Here is an 18,034-nt window from a genome sequence, read left to right on the forward strand (position 1 = left end):
CCATTCCTTGTTTTTGAGGTGTAAGAAACAAACGAGCGTGAAGCGTAGCGATCTAGAAAATTGTCCAACTCCCTGGATTTTAGTCAAAACAACTCAAGCATGCGGGGTGACTCGCAGTGCTTCTTGCAGTGAGGTCACCCCGTCTGCAACTTTTAGGGCCGCAGCAAGCCTGAGGCTGAGCATTCCTTGTGCACCTGCCTGGCGACGAATGGCGTTGAGGTCGGTTTCGCGGCCAATCAGCCCCCTGAGTTTTTCGCTTATGACCATGACTTCGTAAACACCGACCCTCCCGGTGTAACCGGTTTCGCGGCACTGCGCACAACCAACGGCCCGGCAGATTGTGTCCGGTGCTGCCCCGGCCCAGGCCGGGGCAAAATCCTGCCATTCGTCGGGAGCCGGCGGATGTTCGGTCTTGCACTCCGGGCACAAGGTTCTGACCAGTCGCTGGGCCATGACACCCAGCAATGTGGCCTTTATCAGATAGGGGGCAACCCCGAGTTCTTGCAGGCGGCTGATGGCGCCGGGAGCGTCGTTGGTATGCAGGGTCGAGAGCACCAGATGCCCGGTGAGTGCAGCCTGAACAGCCACTTCGGCGGTTTCCAGATCACGTATCTCACCGAGCATGATGATATCCGGGTCCTGGCGCAGCAGCGCCCGCACACCGTTGGCGAAGGTCAGGTCAATGTTGGTCTGAACCTGCATTTGATTGAACGCCGGCTCGATCATTTCGATGGGGTCTTCGAGGGTGCACAGGTTGATTTTGGGGGTGGCCAGTTGCTTGAGCGTTGCATACAGGGTGCTGGTTTTGCCCGAGCCGGTGGGGCCGGTAATCAAAATAATGCCGTTGGGCCGGGTGGTCATGTGCTGCCAGCGTTGCAAGTCGTTCGGGGAGAGGCCCAACTGGTCGAAATCTTTGAGCAGGACCTGCGGGTCAAAAATACGCATCACCATTTTTTCGCCAAAGGCGGTGGGCAGGGTGGCGAGCCTCAGTTCCACTTCAGCACCCTGGGGCAGGCGGGTTTTTATCCGGCCGTCCTGGGGTTTGCGTTTTTCGGCAACATTCATCCGGCCCAGGCTCTTGAGGCGACTGACAACGGCCATCGTTACCTGTGGCGGGAAGTGGTAAACATCATGCAGCACGCCGTCGATCCGAAAGCGCACGCAACCCTGCTCACGGCGGGGCTCCAGGTGGACATCGCTGGCGCGTTGTTCAAAGGCGTACTGAAACAGCCAGTCGACGATATTGACGATGTGCGCATCGTTGGCATCCGGTTCCCGCTCGCCTGCGCCCAAGGTCAGCAGTTGTTCGAAGTTGGCCGGCGGGCTGGTCTTCTGATCGTTGAGTACAGCCCCAGTGACCGATTTGGCCAGCTGGAAAAACTCTACGTTGAGGCGCTGGATTTCCAGGGGGTTGGCAATGACACGTCTGATAGGGCGCTTGAGCGACTGGCGCAAATCGGCCTCCCAACTGCTGACCCAGGGCTGGGTGTTGGCAACTGTGATGGCTGAGGCATCGGCCGCCACCGCGATGATTCCATGCCGCTGGGCGAAGGCAAAGGACATTGCTCCGGTCACGGTGGCGACATCGACCTTGAGCGGATCAAGGCGCAGGTAGGGTTGCCCTGCATGGTTGGCGAGCCAGGCAGTGAGGGTTTCAAGATCGAGAATCCTGCCTCCCCGATCGGGATCGCAGAATTGTTGCTGCGCAAGAAATACCAGGGGGTGGAGGGTGGCACTGGACGCTTCGCGACTGCGCACCATTGCCTGCGTGGCGCAGCTTTGCTGGATACGATTTTGCGCCAACAGCGCGGATAACAGATTGTTGAGGTTCAGCCACCGGTCATGGGACGGGGTGATGCGCATAACGGCTCCTTGAGGCATCGGCGCAGACAGGTCCTTGTCTGGCCATGTACCTGATAAAGCCTAGTTGCGCCGTGTTGGCCCGCCTGCCACCAATGGTTGCGAACTATTACCCGCAAGCTTGCATTGCCGGGTCCTTGGCGGCCTGCACGGGTTGCAGCTGCATGTCGAAGACGCTGATCAGGCTGCGCAGTTTTTCGCCGATGATCCGGGCACGGTGCCAGCTCTGTTCGTGACTGCGGATGTCAATGCTCAAGGTGTCCCCGTCACGTACCACATCCACTTGCTGCGGGATCAGTTGCTGCAGGGCAAACAGATTGAGCACCCGGCACAGCACGTCGGCATCGGCTTCGGCCTGGATACGGAAAAGCACCTGGCAAGGGGCTGCATTGCTGGCCCATACGTCGGGGCGAGGGGCGTGGGTAATGACTTCAAGATGCGGCATGCAATGGCTCCTGTTCAGACTGGAGAAATATTTACACGTCGCGGGAGAATTTTTTTATCTAAGATGTTTTGAATTGACGATAAATAGACTCGAACAAGTCTCAGCTTATTCATTAATGGGTATTTTTATGCAAAGCGAGCTGGATGCTTACGACCGACGCATATTGGCGCTGCTGCAAGAGGACGCTTCGCTGTCCAGCGCGCAGATCGCGGAGAAGGTGGGGCTTTCGCAATCGCCCTGCTGGCGGCGGATCCAGAAGATGAAGGACGAGGGCATCATTCGTGGCCAGGTCACCTTGCTCGATCGCAAGAAAATCGGCCTCAATACGCAAATTTTTGCCGAGATCAAACTCAATGCACACGGTCGCTCAAACTTCACCGAGTTTACTGACGCGATCCGCGGTTTCCCCGAAGTGCTGGAATGCTATGTGCTGATGGGAGCGGTAGATTTTCTGCTGCGTATCGTGACGGCTGATATCGAAGCCTACGAGCGGTTTTTCTTTGAGAAACTGTCGATGGTGCCGGGCATTCAAGAGGTGAATTCGATTGTGGCGTTGTCCGAGATCAAGTCCACCACCTGCCTGCCGGTCTGAATCCCGGAAAACACAACGGCCTTCTCAAGGAAGGCCGTCGGCTGGGTTTGCGCACTGTTATCAGTGAACAAACAACGCAATCAGAATAATGATCGGAATTGGAATACCGAGGAAAAACAGCAGAAGTGAGCGCATTTTATTCTCCAGTCAACGAATAGCCCGGGTTAAACCAGCGGGGTTGTGGTGGTGGGGGTCAGATACGTCACGGCATCCCGGCGACGGCCGCCAAAGGTGGCGCACAGGCTGGCAAAGAAAGCGCCGATCAGCAGTGTGATAAACATCCACAAGGTGGACCAGGCGGCGACCTTGGCAGCGGTATCAGCGGCTTCCTTGGCTTTTACCTTGGCTTCTTCAACAGCCTGATGGGCCTTGGCGTAGACCTGGTCGACCCGTTGCTCGGCTTCAGGTTGGCTGAGGTTGGTGCGCTGGGCGATGATTTGGGCCAGGTAGGTACGGTCTTCACTGCTCAATTGGCCGTCATTGGCCAGGCTGTGGGCGAAGATGCGGGCCACGGTGCCATGGGCTGCGTCTTCGCTGACAGCGGTGCCGCGGTCATCGCGAAACAGGCTGTCGATAAAATAGTCCGAACCTTTGTCGCCATTGTTGGCTGCGGCACTGCCGGCTGCACTGCTGATCGCCGTTGCGGCACCTGAAGCCACGCTGGCCCCGGCTTGAACGCCGCTGCCGATCACGCTGCTGACCGAGCCTGCAACCAGGGTAGCGGTTACCAGCGTGGCCACGGCCCATGCCAGAAAACCATGGGCGGTGTCGCGAAAGTAGGCTTCATCGCCATGCAGGTTGGTCCATTTGACCCGCAAACGACCGGCCAGATAACCGCCCATGCCGGAAGCAATGATCTGGGTAACGGCCAGCCAGACGATGGCGGTAATGCCCAGGCCTTTGGCGCCCACCCCTTCATTGGCCCACGGAGAAACCGCAGAAAACCCAAGCCCCGCCCCCAGCATCAGCAGCAGCAGGGAGAGGACGGCAGCAGTGGCGGCGCCGGCAAAGATGGCGGCCCAGGAAACACCGGATTGACCGGAGGAATCTTGCAGGGCTGCGGGATAGTGTTCAGTTGTCCCGATCATTGTTGTTGTGCTCCTGAATGGTAGGAAGTGCAGCGTTCATTCAGGTAATTGCAGGGGATGTGCCAACCCTGTGTTGCAGGTAATTCCATATCTTTCAATGGCTTGCAAATGGTTGGTTTTTTCGGTGCATGCAGATTGCATGATCAGGGGCAAAACAGGCGGGCGTAATGCATTGAAACAATTTGCCCGGAGCAGGCGCAGGTAAAAAAAACGGGAGCCTTTCGGCTCCCGTTGTACGCATCAGTCGTGACGATGCTTGTTTTTGCGATGGCCATACGCGTGGCCACGGCCGCGATGGTCGTCGCGGTAGTAGCGACGGTTATCGCGGTCACGATAGCGGCGATCGTCGCTGTCGCTTTTATTGCCCATATAGTTGCCCAGCGCGCCACCGGCACCACCGCCAGCGGCCGAGCCTACCAGTGCGCCTGTGCTGCCGCCGACACTGCGGCCCAGCACGTTACCGCCTGCCGCACCCAGTGCGCCGCCAATGGCGGCTTCACCACGGCTGCGTTTGTCGGCACCTACGGCACTACCTGCCGCACCACCCACACCTGCACCAATCGCAGAACCGGTCGAGCCGCCGAGCTGTTGGCCAACAACGGCGCCAAGAACCCCGCCTAATGCGCCGCCTACACCGGCTTCGGTGGTGCCACCGGCCGAGGCTACGCCACTGACCAGGCCAAGGGACAACAAGAGAATCGAGGTGAGCTTCATGGATGAGCCTCAAAGAGATGACGGCGCGATCCTGAGGCTGCAAGCGGTTGGTGACAATCGAAATCCGACGAGTAGCACGAGTTGTACACAATTCTATAAGTTGTTGTTTTTACTAGGGAACTTAATCTGTTTTCGAGGGTCTGTTAGCTAGTTCGGTTAGGTCGTTTTCGTAGGAAAACGGCCTTTTTTGTGGCCGCAGTTCAGAGGCGCGCTGCTTGAATGTGGGAGCGGGCTTGCCCGCGATTCAGGCACCGCGGGATGACGGTCAAACCGCGGAGATGCCATCGCGGGCAAGCCCGCTCCCACCACAAACGAACAAAAAGTGCTCAGCTGGCCTTAGCCATGATCAGCGTTGACGGGCTGGCTGCCTCCAGGCAAATCGCCACGAACTTGGACGTAGGCGTATGGCTGCCATCGCCCGTGCTTTCCAGAGGCACCAGCGGGTTGACCTCCGGGTAGTACGCCGCAGCTTGCCCGGCAGGAATATCAAACGCCAGCAGGGTGAAATTTTTCACCCTGCGCTCGTGCCGGTCATCCCAGATCGAAACGATATCGACCTTCTGCCCCGGCTTGAAGCCCAGGCGGATGATGTCGGCTTCGTTGACGAACAGCACATCACGCTGGCCCTTGACCCCGCGATAGCGGTCATCGAGGCCATAGATAGTGGTGTTGTACTGATCGTGAGAGCGCATGGACTGCAAGATCAGGTCGGGCAGCCGGCCTGTAGCGCGGGTGCGGGCATCTACCAGGTCTTGAGGCAGTGCGTTGGGGCGGAAGTTGGCGCGCCCGGACGGCGTGTTCCACTGTCGCGCACCGGCCGAGTTGCCCAAATAGAAGCCGCCCGGGTGTTCGATGCGCGTGTTGAAGTCCTTGAAACCGGGAATGGTGTCGGCAATCAAGTCGCGAATGCGTCGGTAGTCAGCGACGACCCAGTTCCAGTCAATCGGGTGGGTGCCCAGTGTGGCCGCAGCAATGCCGGCAATGATTGCGGGCTCCGAGCGCATCTGCCTGGACAGTGGCTGCAACTGGCCATTGGAGGCGTGGACCATGCTGAACGAGTCTTCCACGGTCACCGCTTGCGGGCCTTCTGCCTGAATGTCGATATCGGTACGGCCCAGGCATGGCAGGATCAGCGCTTGTTTGCCGTGCATCAGGTGGCTGCGGTTGAGCTTGGTGCTGATCTGTACAGTCAGGGCGCAATTGCGCAGGGCCTGTGCGGTGCGCGGGCTGTCTGGAGTGGCCTGGGCGAAGTTGCCGCCCAGGCCGATAAACACCTTGGCTCGGCCTTCAAGCATGGCGTGGATGGCTTCAACCACGTTGTGGCCGTTTTCACGGGGCACCTTGAACTGGAAGCGACGCTCCAACGAATCGAGGAAGGCCACCGGCGGACGTTCGTTGATGCCCATCGTGCGGTCGCCCTGTACGTTGCTGTGGCCGCGTACCGGGCACAGGCCGGCGCCGGGGCGGCCTATATTGCCGCGCAACAGCATCAGGTTGGCGATTTCCTGGATGGTCTGCACCGAATGACGATGCTGGGTGATGCCCATCGCCCAGCACATGATTACGTTCTTGCCCTTGAGGTACATGCGTGCGGCGCGTTCGATATCAACAAGGGTCAGGCCCGATTGCTCCACGATATGGTCCCACGAGGTGTCGTCGAGGCTGGAGATGTAATCGAGAATGCCCGCAGTGTGCTCATTCAAAAATGCATGATCGAACACGGCCGGTTCGCCTGCGGCCTGGGCATCGCGCTCCCACTGCAGGAGGAACTTGGCCATGCCGCGCAACAGCGCCATGTCGCCGCCCAGTGCCGGGCGCAGGTAGGCCGTGTTGGTCGGACGGTCGCCGTTGGTGAGCATTTCCAACGGATGCTGCGGGTGCTGGAAACGTTCCAGCCCGCGCTCCTTGAGCGGGTTGACGCACACTACCTGGGCGCCGCGCTTGACCGCCTCGCGCAGTGGTTCGAGCATGCGCGGGTGGTTGGTGCCGGGGTTTTGCCCCAATACAAAAATCGCATCCGCGTGCTCGAAATCATCAAAGGTCACGGTGCCTTTACCCACGCCGATGCTTTGCGCCAGGGCCACGCCGCTGGCCTCGTGGCACATGTTCGAGCAATCCGGGAAGTTGTTGGTGCCAAACGCGCGCACAAACAGTTGGTACAAATACGCCGCTTCGTTGCTGGCCCGGCCTGAGGTGTAGAACTCGGCTTCGTTGGGGCTGGCCAGGTTGAGCAAGTGCCTGGCGATCAAGGCGAAGGCGGCATCCCAGCTGATGGGGACGTAGCGGTCGGTTTCCGGGTCATAGCTCATGGGCTCGGTCAGGCGGCCCTGATATTCGAGCCAGTAATCACTTTGCTCCAGCAGCGCGCTGACGCTGTGCTTGGCGAAAAACGCCGCATCGACCCGGCGCTTGGTAGCTTCCCAGTTCACTGCCTTGGCGCCGTTCTCGCAAAACTTGACCAGGCCGCTTTCCGGCGAATCACCCCAGGCGCAGCCCGGGCAGTCGAAGCCGCCGTTCTGGTTGGTTTTGAGCATCATGCGCAGGTTTTTCAGTGCGTTGTCGCTGGTCAACCAGGCTTGCGCCACACTGATCAGCGCGCCCCAGCCACCGGCCGGGCCTTTGTAGGGCTTGTAGCGGGGAGTCGGGGTTTTGTCGGCTTGATGGTGTGTGCTCACGGTTGTTTCTCCTGCGCGGGGCTGTAGACCCTGGGCGCGCTTTTTTGTGGCAGATGAATAAGGTTGAGGTTGTGCCGCCGCGCCCATTGCAGCGCCAGGCCCGTGGGCGAGGACAGGCTGATCAGGGTCTGGATGCCGGCGCGCAGCACTTTTTGAATCAGTTCCAGGCTGCAACGGCTGGTGACGATTGCTGTGCCACCCGTCAGATCGATTTGCTGGCGTACCAGAGCACCGATCAATTTATCGAGGGCGTTGTGCCGGCCTATGTCTTCACGACCCAGCAGCAGTTGGCCCTGGCCGTCCATATAGACTGCAGCGTGTACGGCGCCGCAGTGCTGGCCCAAGGGTTGAAAGTCGCTGATGCGCTGGCGCAGGCCTTCCAGCCACTGCGCCGGTGGCAAAGGCGCGCCGGGCAATACCTGGAGATCGGGCAAGGCCTGTTCCACCGCTTCCACCCCACACAGCCCGCACCCACTGGTGCCGGCCAGTTGGCGGCGTTGCTGCTTGAGGTTCCAGAACGCCCGGCTGGCGATTTCGACCTGAGCGTATTGGGCAGACCCTGCACCGGTCAGTTTGAGGTCGTAGATTTCGCTGGCGTCTTGAATGATGCCGCTGCCCAGGCTGAAGCCGACGATAAAGTCCTCAAGGTCAGTGGGTGTGACCAGCATCACGGCCTGACTGATGCCGTTATAGGCAATCGCCAGGGCGACCTCTTCGGCCAGTGCAGTTTGCGCACCACCACTGTGGTCCAGGTTGACGTAGTCATAGCTCTGGCTGGCAGCAGGCGCGGGCGTGACAGAAGCAGGCGCCGCGCACAGAGGGCGCTTGGCGTTCATAAGGCAGTACCGACAATCAATTGAGCTCTAAGCCTAGGCGCGACACAGTGTCGCGTCTAATCGCTAGTGCTGATCTATTGATAGATGGCGTCGATCAAGAAGAGCTTGGTGATTTCTGATAAAGCGCGAAACAGGCTTCGGCCAGCGCTGAGCGCGGTGCCTCACGACGCATGATCAAACCCAGGCGGGCCAAGGTGCGTGCATCTTCTATGGGGTGCAGGCGCAGGTGGTCGGTCAGGGCTTCCAGCCCGCCCTCAAGGGGCATCACCGCGCAACAAAGCCCGCCGTGGACAGCTTGTAACAGTTGATGAACGGCATCGGTTTGCAACAGGGGTTGTGGCGTAAGGCCCCGGCTGTGGAAGTTGTGGTCGATGGACTGGCGAAAGTGCATGCCGCTGCTGAGCAGGCCCAACGGCAAGCTGGTCAGCGCCTCCCAGCTAAGCGGCTGGTCACCGAAGTTGAAATACCGCTGGTCGTATAGCAGGCCCATGCGGGTTTCGCCCAGGGCCAGGGAGTCAAAACGTTCCTGGTCAAGGCGTTCAAGATAGGAGACACCCACGTCCAGCCGGTTGCTGGCCAGTTGCTCAAGGATTTGTTCCGAGCTCAGTGCTGACAATTCGAAGCGCAGATCGGGATGTTCCTGATGCAGACGCTGCAACAGCGGCAGGGGGTCAAAACTCGACAGCGGCACCACGCCCAGGCGCAGAGTACCGATCAGGTTACCGCGACAGGCAGCGGCTTCGGCCTGCAAACCGTCGTAGGCGGCCAACACGGTACGGGCCCAGGCCAGCACCCGCTCGCCAGGTGCGGTAAAGCTTTCGAAGCGCTGTCCGCGATTGACCAGTTGCAAGTCCAGTTCCTGTTCAAGGCTGCGCAAACGCATGGACAGGGTGGGCTGCGTGATATGGCAACGCGCGGCGGCCTGACCGAAATGTCGGGTTTCGTCGAGGGCAATGAGGAATTTCAGCTGTTTGATGTCCATCGTCGCTCCGGGTGCAATTCAGCGGGCGATTCTAGCGCGCTTGCACATGGCGTAGATGGTCTACGCTCTTGAGTCTGGATCTTCCAACCTAGGAGCGTGATGTATGAGTATTTTCAGCTTTGTGAAAGAAGCCGGCGAAAAATTGATCGACCTGCTGACACCGGGCAACGCCAATGCGGGCGAGGAGCTCAAGAAGCACGTACAGGAAGTGGGCTTGGGCAATCCGAACATCACCGCTACCGTGGAAGGCGACAAAGTGACAGTCAGCGGTGAAGTGGCCACCCAGGAAGAGAAAGAAAAAATCATCCTGGCGGCGGGTAATATCGCAGGCGTGGCCAGTGTTGAAGACAAGATCACCGTGACCGGCCCGGCTGTTGTGGCTTCGCGTTTTGTCGTGGTGAAAAAGGGCGACACCCTGAGCGCAATTTCGCTGCAGGTGTACGGCAACGCCAATCTGTACAACAAGATTTTCGAAGCCAACAAACCGCTGCTCAAGGACCCGAACAAAATCTATCCGGGCCAGACGCTGCGTATTCCTGAGTAAACCGTTTTTACCCTGTGGGAGCGAGCCTGCTCGCGAATGCACTTCGCGAGCAGGCTCGCTCCCACGGGTTCAGAGATTCACAGCCCTTCCAGCAACTCGCGATAGTCCCCCAGCGCAGCAAATTCTGCAGTGTCTTTCGGGCCTTTTTGGCTGTCGGGCTGTTTCACTGCCAGCAAGTGAGCCACCCCAAAATCACGGGCACTGCGCAAAATTGGCAGGGTATCGTCGATAAACAGGCTGCGGGCTGGGTCAAAACCGATATCTGCTTGCAGGGCATCCCAGAACGCCGGGCTTTCCTTGGGATAACCGTAGTCGTGGGAACTGATAAGTCGCTCGAAATACGGGGCCAGCTCAATGCGCTCCATTTTCAACGACAGCGAATCACGGTGCGCGTTGGTGATCATGATCACTCGCTTGCCAGCTTTGTTGATGGCTGCCAGAAAAGTATCGGCATCGGGGCGCAAGGCAATCAGATGAGCGGTTTCGAGTTTGAGTTCGCGCACCGGGATCTTCAGCTCGCGGCTCCAGAAATCCAGGCAGTACCATTTCAACTGGCCCGCGTTGCCTTCAAATAGCGGCGTCAGTTCCAGATCCGCCATCGCCCGGCTGATGCCATGCAGCTCGGCATAGCGTTGGGGCAGGTGCTCCAGCCAGAAATGGTTGTCGTAGTGCAGGTCGAGCAGCGTGCCGTCCATGTCGAGCAGCACGGTATCAATGTCGCGCCAAGGTAAAACGGTCATGCAAAACTTCTCCCACAGGTAAAAATTTCCGACACAGACAATCGGAAAAGCCGGGGTATAGTACCCCGTTCATATTGAGGAGCCGCTATGCGCCAAAAACCCACCGTACTTGCCCGTGAAATTGTTGCCAGTAGCCGATTGTTTCGGGTTGAAGAAGTGCAACTGCGCTTCTCCAATGGAGTAGAGCGCACTTACGAACGGTTGGTGGGGCGCGGCAACGGTTATGGCGCAGTGATGATTGTGGCCATGATCGATGCTGAGCACGCGATTCTGGTTGAAGAATATTGCGGCGGCACTGATGAATACGAAGTTTCGCTGCCCAAGGGCCTGATCGAGCCGGGCGAAGATGTGTTGGCTGCGGCTGAACGAGAGCTCAAGGAGGAGGCCGGTTTCGGTGCTCGCCAGCTCGAGCATTTGACCGAGCTGTCCCTGTCCCCCGGCTATATGAGTCAAAAAATTCAGGTGGTCCTGGCTACCGATCTTTACGAAGAGCATCTGGAAGGCGACGAACCTGAGCCGATGCGCGTTGATCGGGTCAACCTGCGTGAGCTGTCGAGCCTGGTGCTTAACCCGCAATTCAGCGAAGGTCGTGCCCTGGCCGCGCTGTATCTGGCCCGCGATCTGCTGACCCAGCGTGGAGCATTCCAGCCGTGAGTGTCTTGCCCCATCCTTTGCTTGAAGGCGTGATCAAACTGGCCCATGCCGCTGGCGACGCGATTTTGCCGTTCTGGCGAGCGGGCGTTGAAGTCAGTGCTAAGGCCGATGATTCGCCAGTCACGGCCGCTGATCTGGCCGCCCATCACATCCTGCTTGATGGCCTCACCGCGCTGGCCCCGAGTATTCCGGTACTGTCGGAGGAAGACGCCAATATCGCGCAAGACGTGCGCGCGGGTTGGACGCGCTGGTGGTTGGTTGACCCGCTGGATGGCACCAAGGAATTCATTTGCGGCAGTGAAGAGTTCACCGTCAACATTGCGTTGATCGAGCAGGGTCGTGTGGTGTTTGGCGTGGTATCCATGCCCACCAGCGGTCGTTGCTACTACGGCGGCGCGGGCCTGGGGGCCTGGCGGGCGGAGGGCGATGAACCTGTGCCCATCAGCGTGCGAAACACACCGCCTGCGGGTGAGGCGTTGACCGTAGTCGCCAGCCGCCGCCATTCCAGTCCTGAGCAGGAGCACTTGCTGGCCGGTCTGAGTGAGCATCTGGGCGAATTGAAGTTGGTCAGCGTGGGCAGTTCCTTGAAGTTCTGTTTGCTGGCTGAAGGAGCGGCTGATTGTTATCCGCGCCTGGCGCCGACTTCGCAGTGGGACACGGCGGCGGCTCAGGGTGTGCTGGAAGGAGCTGGTGGTGTGGTGCTGCAACTGGATGGTGAACCGTTCAGTTATCCGGCCCGTGAGTCGCTGCTCAATCAGTCGTTTCTGGCGTTGCCGGCGCAGGCGCCGTGGCGTGAAAAATTGCTGGATCTGGCACAACGCTAGTCCACCCCTGTGGGAGCGGGCTTGCCCGCGATGCAAACGCTGCGGTCTTTCAGCCAGACCGCGCCGCGGCCATCGCGAGCAAACCCGTTCCCACAAAAATCGAGTTAGCGGTGCAACACGTACTGCCCGCTAAACCTCACCGCATCTTCCCCGCCCTGAACATTGACTACCCGCGTTTCCAGGGTCAGCCGCGCGCGGCCGTGGCGTTTGTACATGGCCAAAAACCTGTTCCATTGCGCATCATCTGGCGCATCACATAACGCAATGGCGTCCTCGGTCACGGGCAGCGGGTAGCTGATATGACCTTCCTGAATCACGATATGCCCGTCTTCGATTCCCGCTTCGCGCAGGCTCAAATGCAGCCAGCCCCAGCCCGCCAGCACTGCGCCGCAGTACAGGCTGCCGCCGAACATGGTGCTCTTGTGATTGATATTGGCTTCAAGCGGCAACTGCAGACGCAACTGCCGGTCTTGCCAGCCCAGTACCTTGAGACCCATTTCCCGGGTCAGCGGGATGTCGTGATGAAGAACTGACTCCAGATAACGACTGTCGCGGTTCATGCTGCGGCCTCTTTAATCAAGTTCATCTGGGTGTGGATGGCTGGCGCTGTCGAAGTTCAGCCCGTGCTTGCGCAGCTTGTCGTGCAGGGTCTTGCGCGGCACACCCAGTGCTTCGGCCAGGCTGCGCATGGAGCTGTGGGTGCGTTCAAGCTCGGCGGCGATCAGGCTTTTCTCGAAGTGCTCGACCTGCTCGCTCAAGCCGCCAGCTACTTCATTGCCCGCTGCTGGCTGGCCTTCAGCGGAGTTATCCAGAGCCAATTCAAGGCCAAGGGCAAAGCGCTCGGCGACGTTTTGCAGCTCGCGCACGTTGCCAGGCCAGGTGTGGCGCAACAATAAAGCCCGCTGCGCCGGTTGCAGCACGTTGGGCGTCAGGTCATGGCGCACGCTGGCTTCGCCGGCAAAATAATCGAACAACATCAGCACATCTTCACCCCGCTCACGCAGGGGGGCGATGCGCAAGGGCGCTACGTTGAGGCGGTAATACAGGTCGGCGCGGAAGCGGCCCTGATCGGCGGCCTGGCGCAGGTCTTCCTTGGTGGCGGCGATCACCCGGATATCCAGCGGGATCAGCTGGTTCCCACCCAGGCGCTCGACCACGCGCTCTTGCAGCAAACGCAGCAATTTGACCTGCACGTCCAGGCTCATGCTCTCGATTTCGTCGAGGAACAGGGTGCCGCCATTGGCGAACTCGAACTTGCCAATGCGCCGCTTCTGCGCGCCGGTAAAGGCTCCCGGCTCATGCCCGAACAGTTCGCTCTCAACCACGGATTCAGCCAGGGCCCCGGCATTGATCGCCACAAACGGGCCGTTACGCCGCGCCGATAAATCATGCAGCGCCCGTGCAACCACTTCTTTGCCCGAGCCGGTCTCGCCGAGGATCAGCACATCGGCCTTGGTGGCGGCCAGAGCGCCGATTTGCTCGCGCAAGCGCAACATGGCCGGTGATACCCCCACCAGCCGCGAGCTCAGCAACTGGCGATCGCTCAGAGCCAGGCGCAGGCTGCGGTTGTCCATAACCAGGGCGCGCAAGGCCAGAGCACGACGCACGCTGTCGAGCAGGGCGTCACTGGCAAAGGGCTTTTCGAGAAAGTCATAGGCACCTGCACGCATGGCCTGCACCGCCAGCGGCACATCGCCGTGACCGGTAATCAGCAGCACCGGCAGTTCCGGGTCCTGGCCATGCAGTTGCGCCAGCAGCTCAAGACCGTCCATGCCCGGCATGCGGATATCGCTGACTACCACACCCGGCCAGTCCCGGCCGATACGCTCGGCCAGGCCGTTGGCTTCGGCCAGTGGCAGCACCTTGAGCCCGGCCAGGTCCAGGGTCTGATACAAAGCCTGGCGCAGATGCGGGTCATCATCGATCAGGATGACCTGAACGTGCGGATCGATGGGCTGGCTCATGACCTGGAGTCCTCTGAAGCTTGCAAGCTCACACCTGGCGCACCTGCGCGCAGGCGTAAGGTAATTAAGGCGCCGCCTTCTTTGTGGTTGGCGAACAACAATTCGCCACCAAAGGCGCGGATCAGTGTGTCGCAAATGGCCAGCCCCAGGCCCAGCCCCTGAGTACGGGTCTTGGTGGTATAGAAAGGCTCACCGGCGCGGCCCAGCGCTTCCATGCAAAAACCCGGGCCGTTGTCGCGAATGTACACAGTGACGCCTTCCGGCGTGGATTGGGCACTTAGCCACAAGCGCCGGGGCGGGCCTTTTTCGGTCAAGGCATCGAGGGCGTTGGCCAGCAGGTTACCCAGTACCTGACGCAGGCGTGTTTCACCGGCTTCAACCCAGAGCGTGGCGGCGGGCAAGTCACGGATCAGTTCGACTTCCATGCTGCGTCGACGCTTGGCCAGCAACGCCAGGGCATCGTCCAGCGCCGGTTGCAGGGCGACGCTTTCCGGTGCGTGGCGATCGCGGCGGGCGAAGGCGCGCAGGTGGGCAATGATGGAGGACATGCGGCCGGTCAGTTCGTTGATCAGCTTGAGGTTGCCGCGGGCATCGTCGATACGTTGGTGGTCGAGCAACACTTCGGCGTTTTCGGCATAACTGCGGATAGCCGCCAGCGGCTGGTTGAGTTCGTGGCTGATGCTGGCCGACATGGTGCCCAGCGCCGACAGCTTGCCTGCCTGCACCAGATCGTCCTGGGCGCGCACCAGTTCCTGTTGCGCATGTTCGCGCTCCAGTACCTCTTCACGCAGACGCCGGTTTAGCCCTTCAAGGTCGCTGGTGCGCTCTGCCACACGCATTTCCAGCTCGCGGCGGGCCTTGGCTTCAAATGCAATGCGATCCAGGTAATGACGCCGACGCTGCATCATTAAACCGATCAACAGCATGACCACCAGCAAGGTGGCGCCGCCGATGGCCAGCACGGTGCGCACCGAGCGGTCGATCAATGTGCGAGGGGCAAGAATGTTCGCCTGCCAGCCGGTTTCGTCGATGGTCTGCGTCTGTACCAGCCAGGCACTGGGGTCGAGCGCCAGGGGCTTGGGGTCGCTGGTGGGGTAGGGGAGAATGGCGAAAATGGCCTGACGTTCTTCCTCAGACAGATCACGGGTGGACCTGAAGCGCCATTCAGGGCGCGAAGTGAGAATGACCACCCCATTGCTGTCGGTCAGCAACAGTTGTTCCGGTGTTTTGCCCCAGAGTCGCTCGGTGTGGTCGAGGTCGACCTTGACCACCAGTACGCCAAGCTTTTGGTTGTCTACCTCAACCGGTGCTGCGAAGTAGTAGCCGCGTTTTCCGGAGGTCGTGCCCTGGCCGAAGAAGCGCCCGAGCTTGCCTTGCATTGCTTCGCTGAAATAGGGGCGGAAGGCAAAGTTACGTCCGATAAAACTATCGCTTTTATTCCAGTTCGACGTCGCAATAGTGTCACCATGAGCATCCACCAGGTACATGACTTCAGCGCCGGTCTGGCTGGTGATTTCACTGAGCAACTGATTGGCTTTACTCAGGGCTTGCGGGCTTTCCGGGTCAGCCAGCAGCTCGCGCAGGTCAGGCAACTGGCCCAGAATCTGCGGCAGCACCTCATAGCGATGCAGCGTGCCCAGCAGGTTGGCCACGTACAGGTCGAGCGTCTGGCGGTTTTGCCCGGCCAGTTCGCTGCGGTAATAGCGCTCGGCCAGGTGTTGCAGCGGCCACAGCAAAGGCGCCAGGCACAGCGCCAATAAGGCCAGGCTACGCCAGCGGGGTCTGCGAGGAACTGAGGAAGAGGTGATCATCGTTGAGCTGCGCTGCAAGAATACGTTGCAGTATACCCAACGAACCCTGTGGGAGCGGGCTTGCTCGCGATGCAAACGGCGCGGTTTGTCAGGCAGACCGCAGTGATGTCATCGCGAGCAAGCCCGCTCCCACAAGGGGATTGGCGTTAGCGTGGTTGCTCGGCCACGCAATCGCTCAGCGCGGCGGTCCATTCGGGTTGGGTGACTTGCCATTCGCGGGCCAGCTTGCTGCAATCCAGGCGCGAGTTTTGCGGCCGTGCTGCGGGTGTCGGGTAGGCGCTGGCAGGAATGGGTTCCAGCGTCGCGCAGGCCTTGCCCTGGGCGCTCAGGTGCGCGGCGATGGCCTGGGTAAAGCCAAACCACGAAGTTTCACCCTGAGCAGTCAGGTGGTAGGTGCCCCATGCCCCGGTTTCACCGGCTTGCCAGCGCTCGATCAATGCCCGCGTGCTTCGGGCTATGGTGCCGGCCCAGGTCGGTGCGCCGATCTGGTCAGCCACTACGCGTAATTCCGGGCGTTCTTGCAGCAAGCGCTGCATGGTCAGCAGGAAGTTTTTACCATGGGTCGAGTACACCCAACTGGTGCGCAGGATCAAGTGTCGGGCACCGCTCGCCGCGATGGCCAGTTCTCCCGCCAGCTTGCTTTTGCCGTATACGCCGAGCGGGTTGGTGGCGTCGTCTTCGGTGTAGGGCGCAGGTTTGCTGCCATCAAACACGTAGTCGGTGGAGTAGTGAATCAAGGGGATGCCCAGGGCCGCCGCTTCTTCAGCAAACACACCCGGTGCGGTGGCGTTGATGGCAAAGGCCAGTTCCGGCTCGCTTTCAGCCTGATCCACGGCAGTGTGAGCTGCGGCAATGATGATCAAGTCCGGCTTGTGCGCCCGCACCTGGGCACGGATTTGCTCGGGCTGGCTCAGATCGAGTACATCGCGGCCCAGCACAATCAGGTTGCCCAGACCGGCAAGGTGCTTTTGCAACTCAACGGCAACCTGACCGGTTTTGCCGCTGATAAGGATTTTCAGCGGGGTTTTAAGGTCATTCACGCGATCAGGTCCCTGGGCTCGGTGAAGCCCAGGCGCTGGCCCTGATAGCTGCCGTCTTGCACGCGCTGGCACCACTCCAGATGGTCCAGGTACCACTGCACGGTTTTGCGCAGGCCGGTTGCGAAAGTTTCTTCGGGCACCCAGCCCAGCTCGCGTTCAATTTTGCCGGCGTCGATCGCGTAGCGCTGGTCGTGGCCCGGGCGGTCCTGGACGAAGGTGATCAGGTCGGCAAACTGCGCGACGCCCGCCGGACGCTCGGGCGCCAGTTCTTCGAGCAGGGCGCAGATGCTGCGCACCACGTCGATGTTCTTTTGCTCGTTATGCCCGCCGATGTTGTAGGTCTCGCCTACGACACCTTCGGTCACGACTTTCAGCAGGGCGCGGGCGTGATCCTCGACGAACAGCCAGTCACGCACTTGCAGGCCATTGCCATACACCGGCAGCGGTTTGCCGGCGAGGGCGTTGAGGATCACCAGCGGGATCAGTTTTTCCGGGAAGTGGAACGGCCCGTAGTTGTTCGAGCAGTTGGTCAGCAACACCGGCAAACCGTAGGTACGGTTCCAGGCGCGGACCAGATGGTCGGACGCTGCCTTGCTGGCCGAGTACGGCGAGCTTGGCGCGTAGGGGGTAGTCTCGGTGAACAGATCGTCGACGCCGTGCAGGTCGCCATACACTTCGTCGGTGGAAATATGGTGGAAGCGAAATGCGCTTTTTTCCGGCTCAGGCAAGGTCAACCAGTAAGCGCGGGTGGCTTCCAGCAGGCTGTAGGTACCGACGATATTGGTCTGGATAAAGTCCGACGGGCCATCGATGGAGCGGTCAACGTGTGACTCGGCCGCCAGGTGCATGATCGCCTGCGGCTGGAAACGCGCAATGATCGCGCTGACCGCTGCCTGATCGACGATATCGGCCTGCACGAATTCGTAGCGGGTATCGGTGGCAATGCTTTGCAGCGATTCCAGGTTCCCGGCGTAGGTCAGCTTGTCGAGGTTGAGCACTTCATGCCCGGTATTTTTGATCAGATGACGGATCAACGCTGAACCAATAAAACCGGCGCCGCCGGTGACTAAAATGCGCATGTGGTGATTCCTTATTCCCTGAAGGCACTTAAACGTATGAGGTATAGCTTGTGGGGATGCGGCGGGGGGTGCAAGTGGGAGCTGTCGGGAAAATAGCGGTAGGGATAAAAATGCAGATTAATATCTGTTTATTCACGGTTTAAATACGCGTTGAAACTTATAAAGTGTTTTTGTTGTCGATATTTA

Annotated in this window: 17 protein-coding genes; 4 read left to right on the plus strand and 13 right to left on the minus strand. The window is 59.9% G+C overall.

Annotated elements, in window-relative coordinates:
• Positions 1 to 93: 93 nt before the first annotated feature.
• Complete coding sequence (locus tag EQV96_RS17465) at positions 94 to 1,863, minus strand: GspE/PulE family protein (RefSeq protein ID WP_153327165.1); 1,770 nt, start codon at positions 1,861 to 1,863, stop codon at positions 94 to 96.
• A gap of 106 nt (positions 1,864 to 1,969) precedes the next feature.
• Positions 1,970 to 2,305: a hypothetical protein gene (locus EQV96_RS17470; protein ID WP_095000729.1), complete on the minus strand. Its 336-nt coding sequence runs from the start codon at positions 2,303 to 2,305 to the stop codon at positions 1,970 to 1,972.
• Positions 2,306 to 2,432: 127 nt separating this feature from the next.
• On the opposite strand from EQV96_RS17470, the gene EQV96_RS17475 reads away from it, so the two are divergent.
• Positions 2,433 to 2,897, plus strand: coding sequence for an Lrp/AsnC family transcriptional regulator (locus EQV96_RS17475; protein ID WP_095000730.1), 465 nt, complete (start codon positions 2,433 to 2,435; stop codon positions 2,895 to 2,897).
• A gap of 164 nt (positions 2,898 to 3,061) precedes the next feature.
• On the opposite strand, the gene EQV96_RS17480 is transcribed toward EQV96_RS17475, so the two are convergent.
• From EQV96_RS17480 to EQV96_RS17500, 5 genes are all read right to left on the minus strand, one after another.
• Positions 3,062 to 3,985 carry a hypothetical protein gene (locus tag EQV96_RS17480; RefSeq protein WP_095000731.1) on the minus strand — a complete coding sequence of 308 codons (924 nt, stop codon included), beginning with the start codon at positions 3,983 to 3,985 and terminating at the stop codon, positions 3,062 to 3,064.
• A 240-nt stretch (positions 3,986 to 4,225) separates the two neighbouring features.
• Positions 4,226 to 4,699 carry a glycine zipper domain-containing protein gene (locus tag EQV96_RS17485; protein WP_095000732.1) on the minus strand — a complete coding sequence of 158 codons (474 nt, stop codon included), beginning with the start codon at positions 4,697 to 4,699 and terminating at the stop codon, positions 4,226 to 4,228.
• 326 nt (positions 4,700 to 5,025) lie between these two features.
• Positions 5,026 to 7,374 (minus strand): FdhF/YdeP family oxidoreductase, encoded by a 2,349-nt coding sequence (locus tag EQV96_RS17490; RefSeq protein WP_095031419.1) that lies wholly within the window; start codon positions 7,372 to 7,374, stop codon positions 5,026 to 5,028.
• On the minus strand, positions 7,371 to 8,210 hold the full coding sequence (gene fdhD, locus EQV96_RS17495) for a formate dehydrogenase accessory sulfurtransferase FdhD (protein ID WP_095020114.1): 840 nt from the start codon (positions 8,208 to 8,210) through the stop codon (positions 7,371 to 7,373). Before fdhD ends, EQV96_RS17490 begins: the two co-directional genes overlap by 4 nt.
• 94 nt (positions 8,211 to 8,304) lie before the next feature.
• Positions 8,305 to 9,192 (minus strand): LysR family transcriptional regulator, encoded by an 888-nt coding sequence (locus tag EQV96_RS17500; RefSeq protein WP_095000735.1) that lies wholly within the window; start codon positions 9,190 to 9,192, stop codon positions 8,305 to 8,307.
• Positions 9,193 to 9,295: 103 nt separating this feature from the next.
• On the opposite strand from EQV96_RS17500, the gene lysM reads away from it, so the two are divergent.
• A complete protein-coding gene (gene lysM, locus EQV96_RS17505; RefSeq protein ID WP_095000736.1) occupies positions 9,296 to 9,736 on the plus strand; it encodes a peptidoglycan-binding protein LysM in 441 nt (146 codons plus the stop codon).
• 77 nt (positions 9,737 to 9,813) lie between these two features.
• Here lysM and yrfG read toward each other — a convergent pair whose 3' ends face one another.
• Positions 9,814 to 10,476 (minus strand): GMP/IMP nucleotidase, encoded by a 663-nt coding sequence (gene yrfG, locus EQV96_RS17510; RefSeq protein ID WP_095000737.1) that lies wholly within the window; start codon positions 10,474 to 10,476, stop codon positions 9,814 to 9,816.
• 87 nt (positions 10,477 to 10,563) lie between these two features.
• Here yrfG and nudE point away from each other — a divergent pair, with 87 nt between their 5' ends.
• Together nudE and cysQ are read left to right on the plus strand one after the other, a co-directional pair.
• Complete coding sequence (gene nudE, locus EQV96_RS17515) at positions 10,564 to 11,130, plus strand: ADP compounds hydrolase NudE (protein WP_095000738.1); 567 nt, start codon at positions 10,564 to 10,566, stop codon at positions 11,128 to 11,130.
• Positions 11,127 to 11,954 carry a 3'(2'),5'-bisphosphate nucleotidase CysQ gene (gene cysQ / locus EQV96_RS17520; RefSeq protein WP_095000739.1) on the plus strand — a complete coding sequence of 276 codons (828 nt, stop codon included), beginning with the start codon at positions 11,127 to 11,129 and terminating at the stop codon, positions 11,952 to 11,954. Before nudE ends, cysQ begins: the two co-directional genes overlap by 4 nt.
• A gap of 104 nt (positions 11,955 to 12,058) precedes the next feature.
• Here cysQ and EQV96_RS17525 read toward each other — a convergent pair whose 3' ends face one another.
• The 5 genes from EQV96_RS17525 to rfbB all read right to left on the minus strand — a co-directional run bounded on the left by EQV96_RS17525 (position 12,059) and on the right by rfbB (position 17,848).
• Positions 12,059 to 12,514 (minus strand): thioesterase domain-containing protein, encoded by a 456-nt coding sequence (locus EQV96_RS17525; protein WP_095000740.1) that lies wholly within the window; start codon positions 12,512 to 12,514, stop codon positions 12,059 to 12,061.
• A gap of 12 nt (positions 12,515 to 12,526) precedes the next feature.
• Positions 12,527 to 13,918, minus strand: a complete 1,392-nt coding sequence (locus EQV96_RS17530) for a sigma-54 dependent transcriptional regulator (RefSeq protein ID WP_095000741.1) — start codon at positions 13,916 to 13,918, stop codon at positions 12,527 to 12,529.
• Positions 13,915 to 15,729: a cache domain-containing protein gene (locus EQV96_RS17535; RefSeq protein ID WP_095017781.1), complete on the minus strand. Its 1,815-nt coding sequence runs from the start codon at positions 15,727 to 15,729 to the stop codon at positions 13,915 to 13,917. Before EQV96_RS17535 ends, EQV96_RS17530 begins: the two co-directional genes overlap by 4 nt.
• Before the next feature lie 146 nt (positions 15,730 to 15,875).
• Positions 15,876 to 16,748 (minus strand): dTDP-4-dehydrorhamnose reductase, encoded by an 873-nt coding sequence (gene rfbD / locus EQV96_RS17540; protein WP_095020201.1) that lies wholly within the window; start codon positions 16,746 to 16,748, stop codon positions 15,876 to 15,878.
• A 17-nt stretch (positions 16,749 to 16,765) separates the two neighbouring features.
• Positions 16,766 to 17,848, minus strand: a complete 1,083-nt coding sequence (rfbB, locus tag EQV96_RS17545; RefSeq protein ID WP_095000743.1) for a dTDP-glucose 4,6-dehydratase — start codon at positions 17,846 to 17,848, stop codon at positions 16,766 to 16,768.
• Positions 17,849 to 18,034: the final 186 nt, after the last annotated feature.

Source organism: Pseudomonas sp. TMW22080 (assembly GCF_022496745.1).
GTDB lineage: Bacteria > Pseudomonadota > Gammaproteobacteria > Pseudomonadales > Pseudomonadaceae > Aquipseudomonas > Aquipseudomonas bubulae.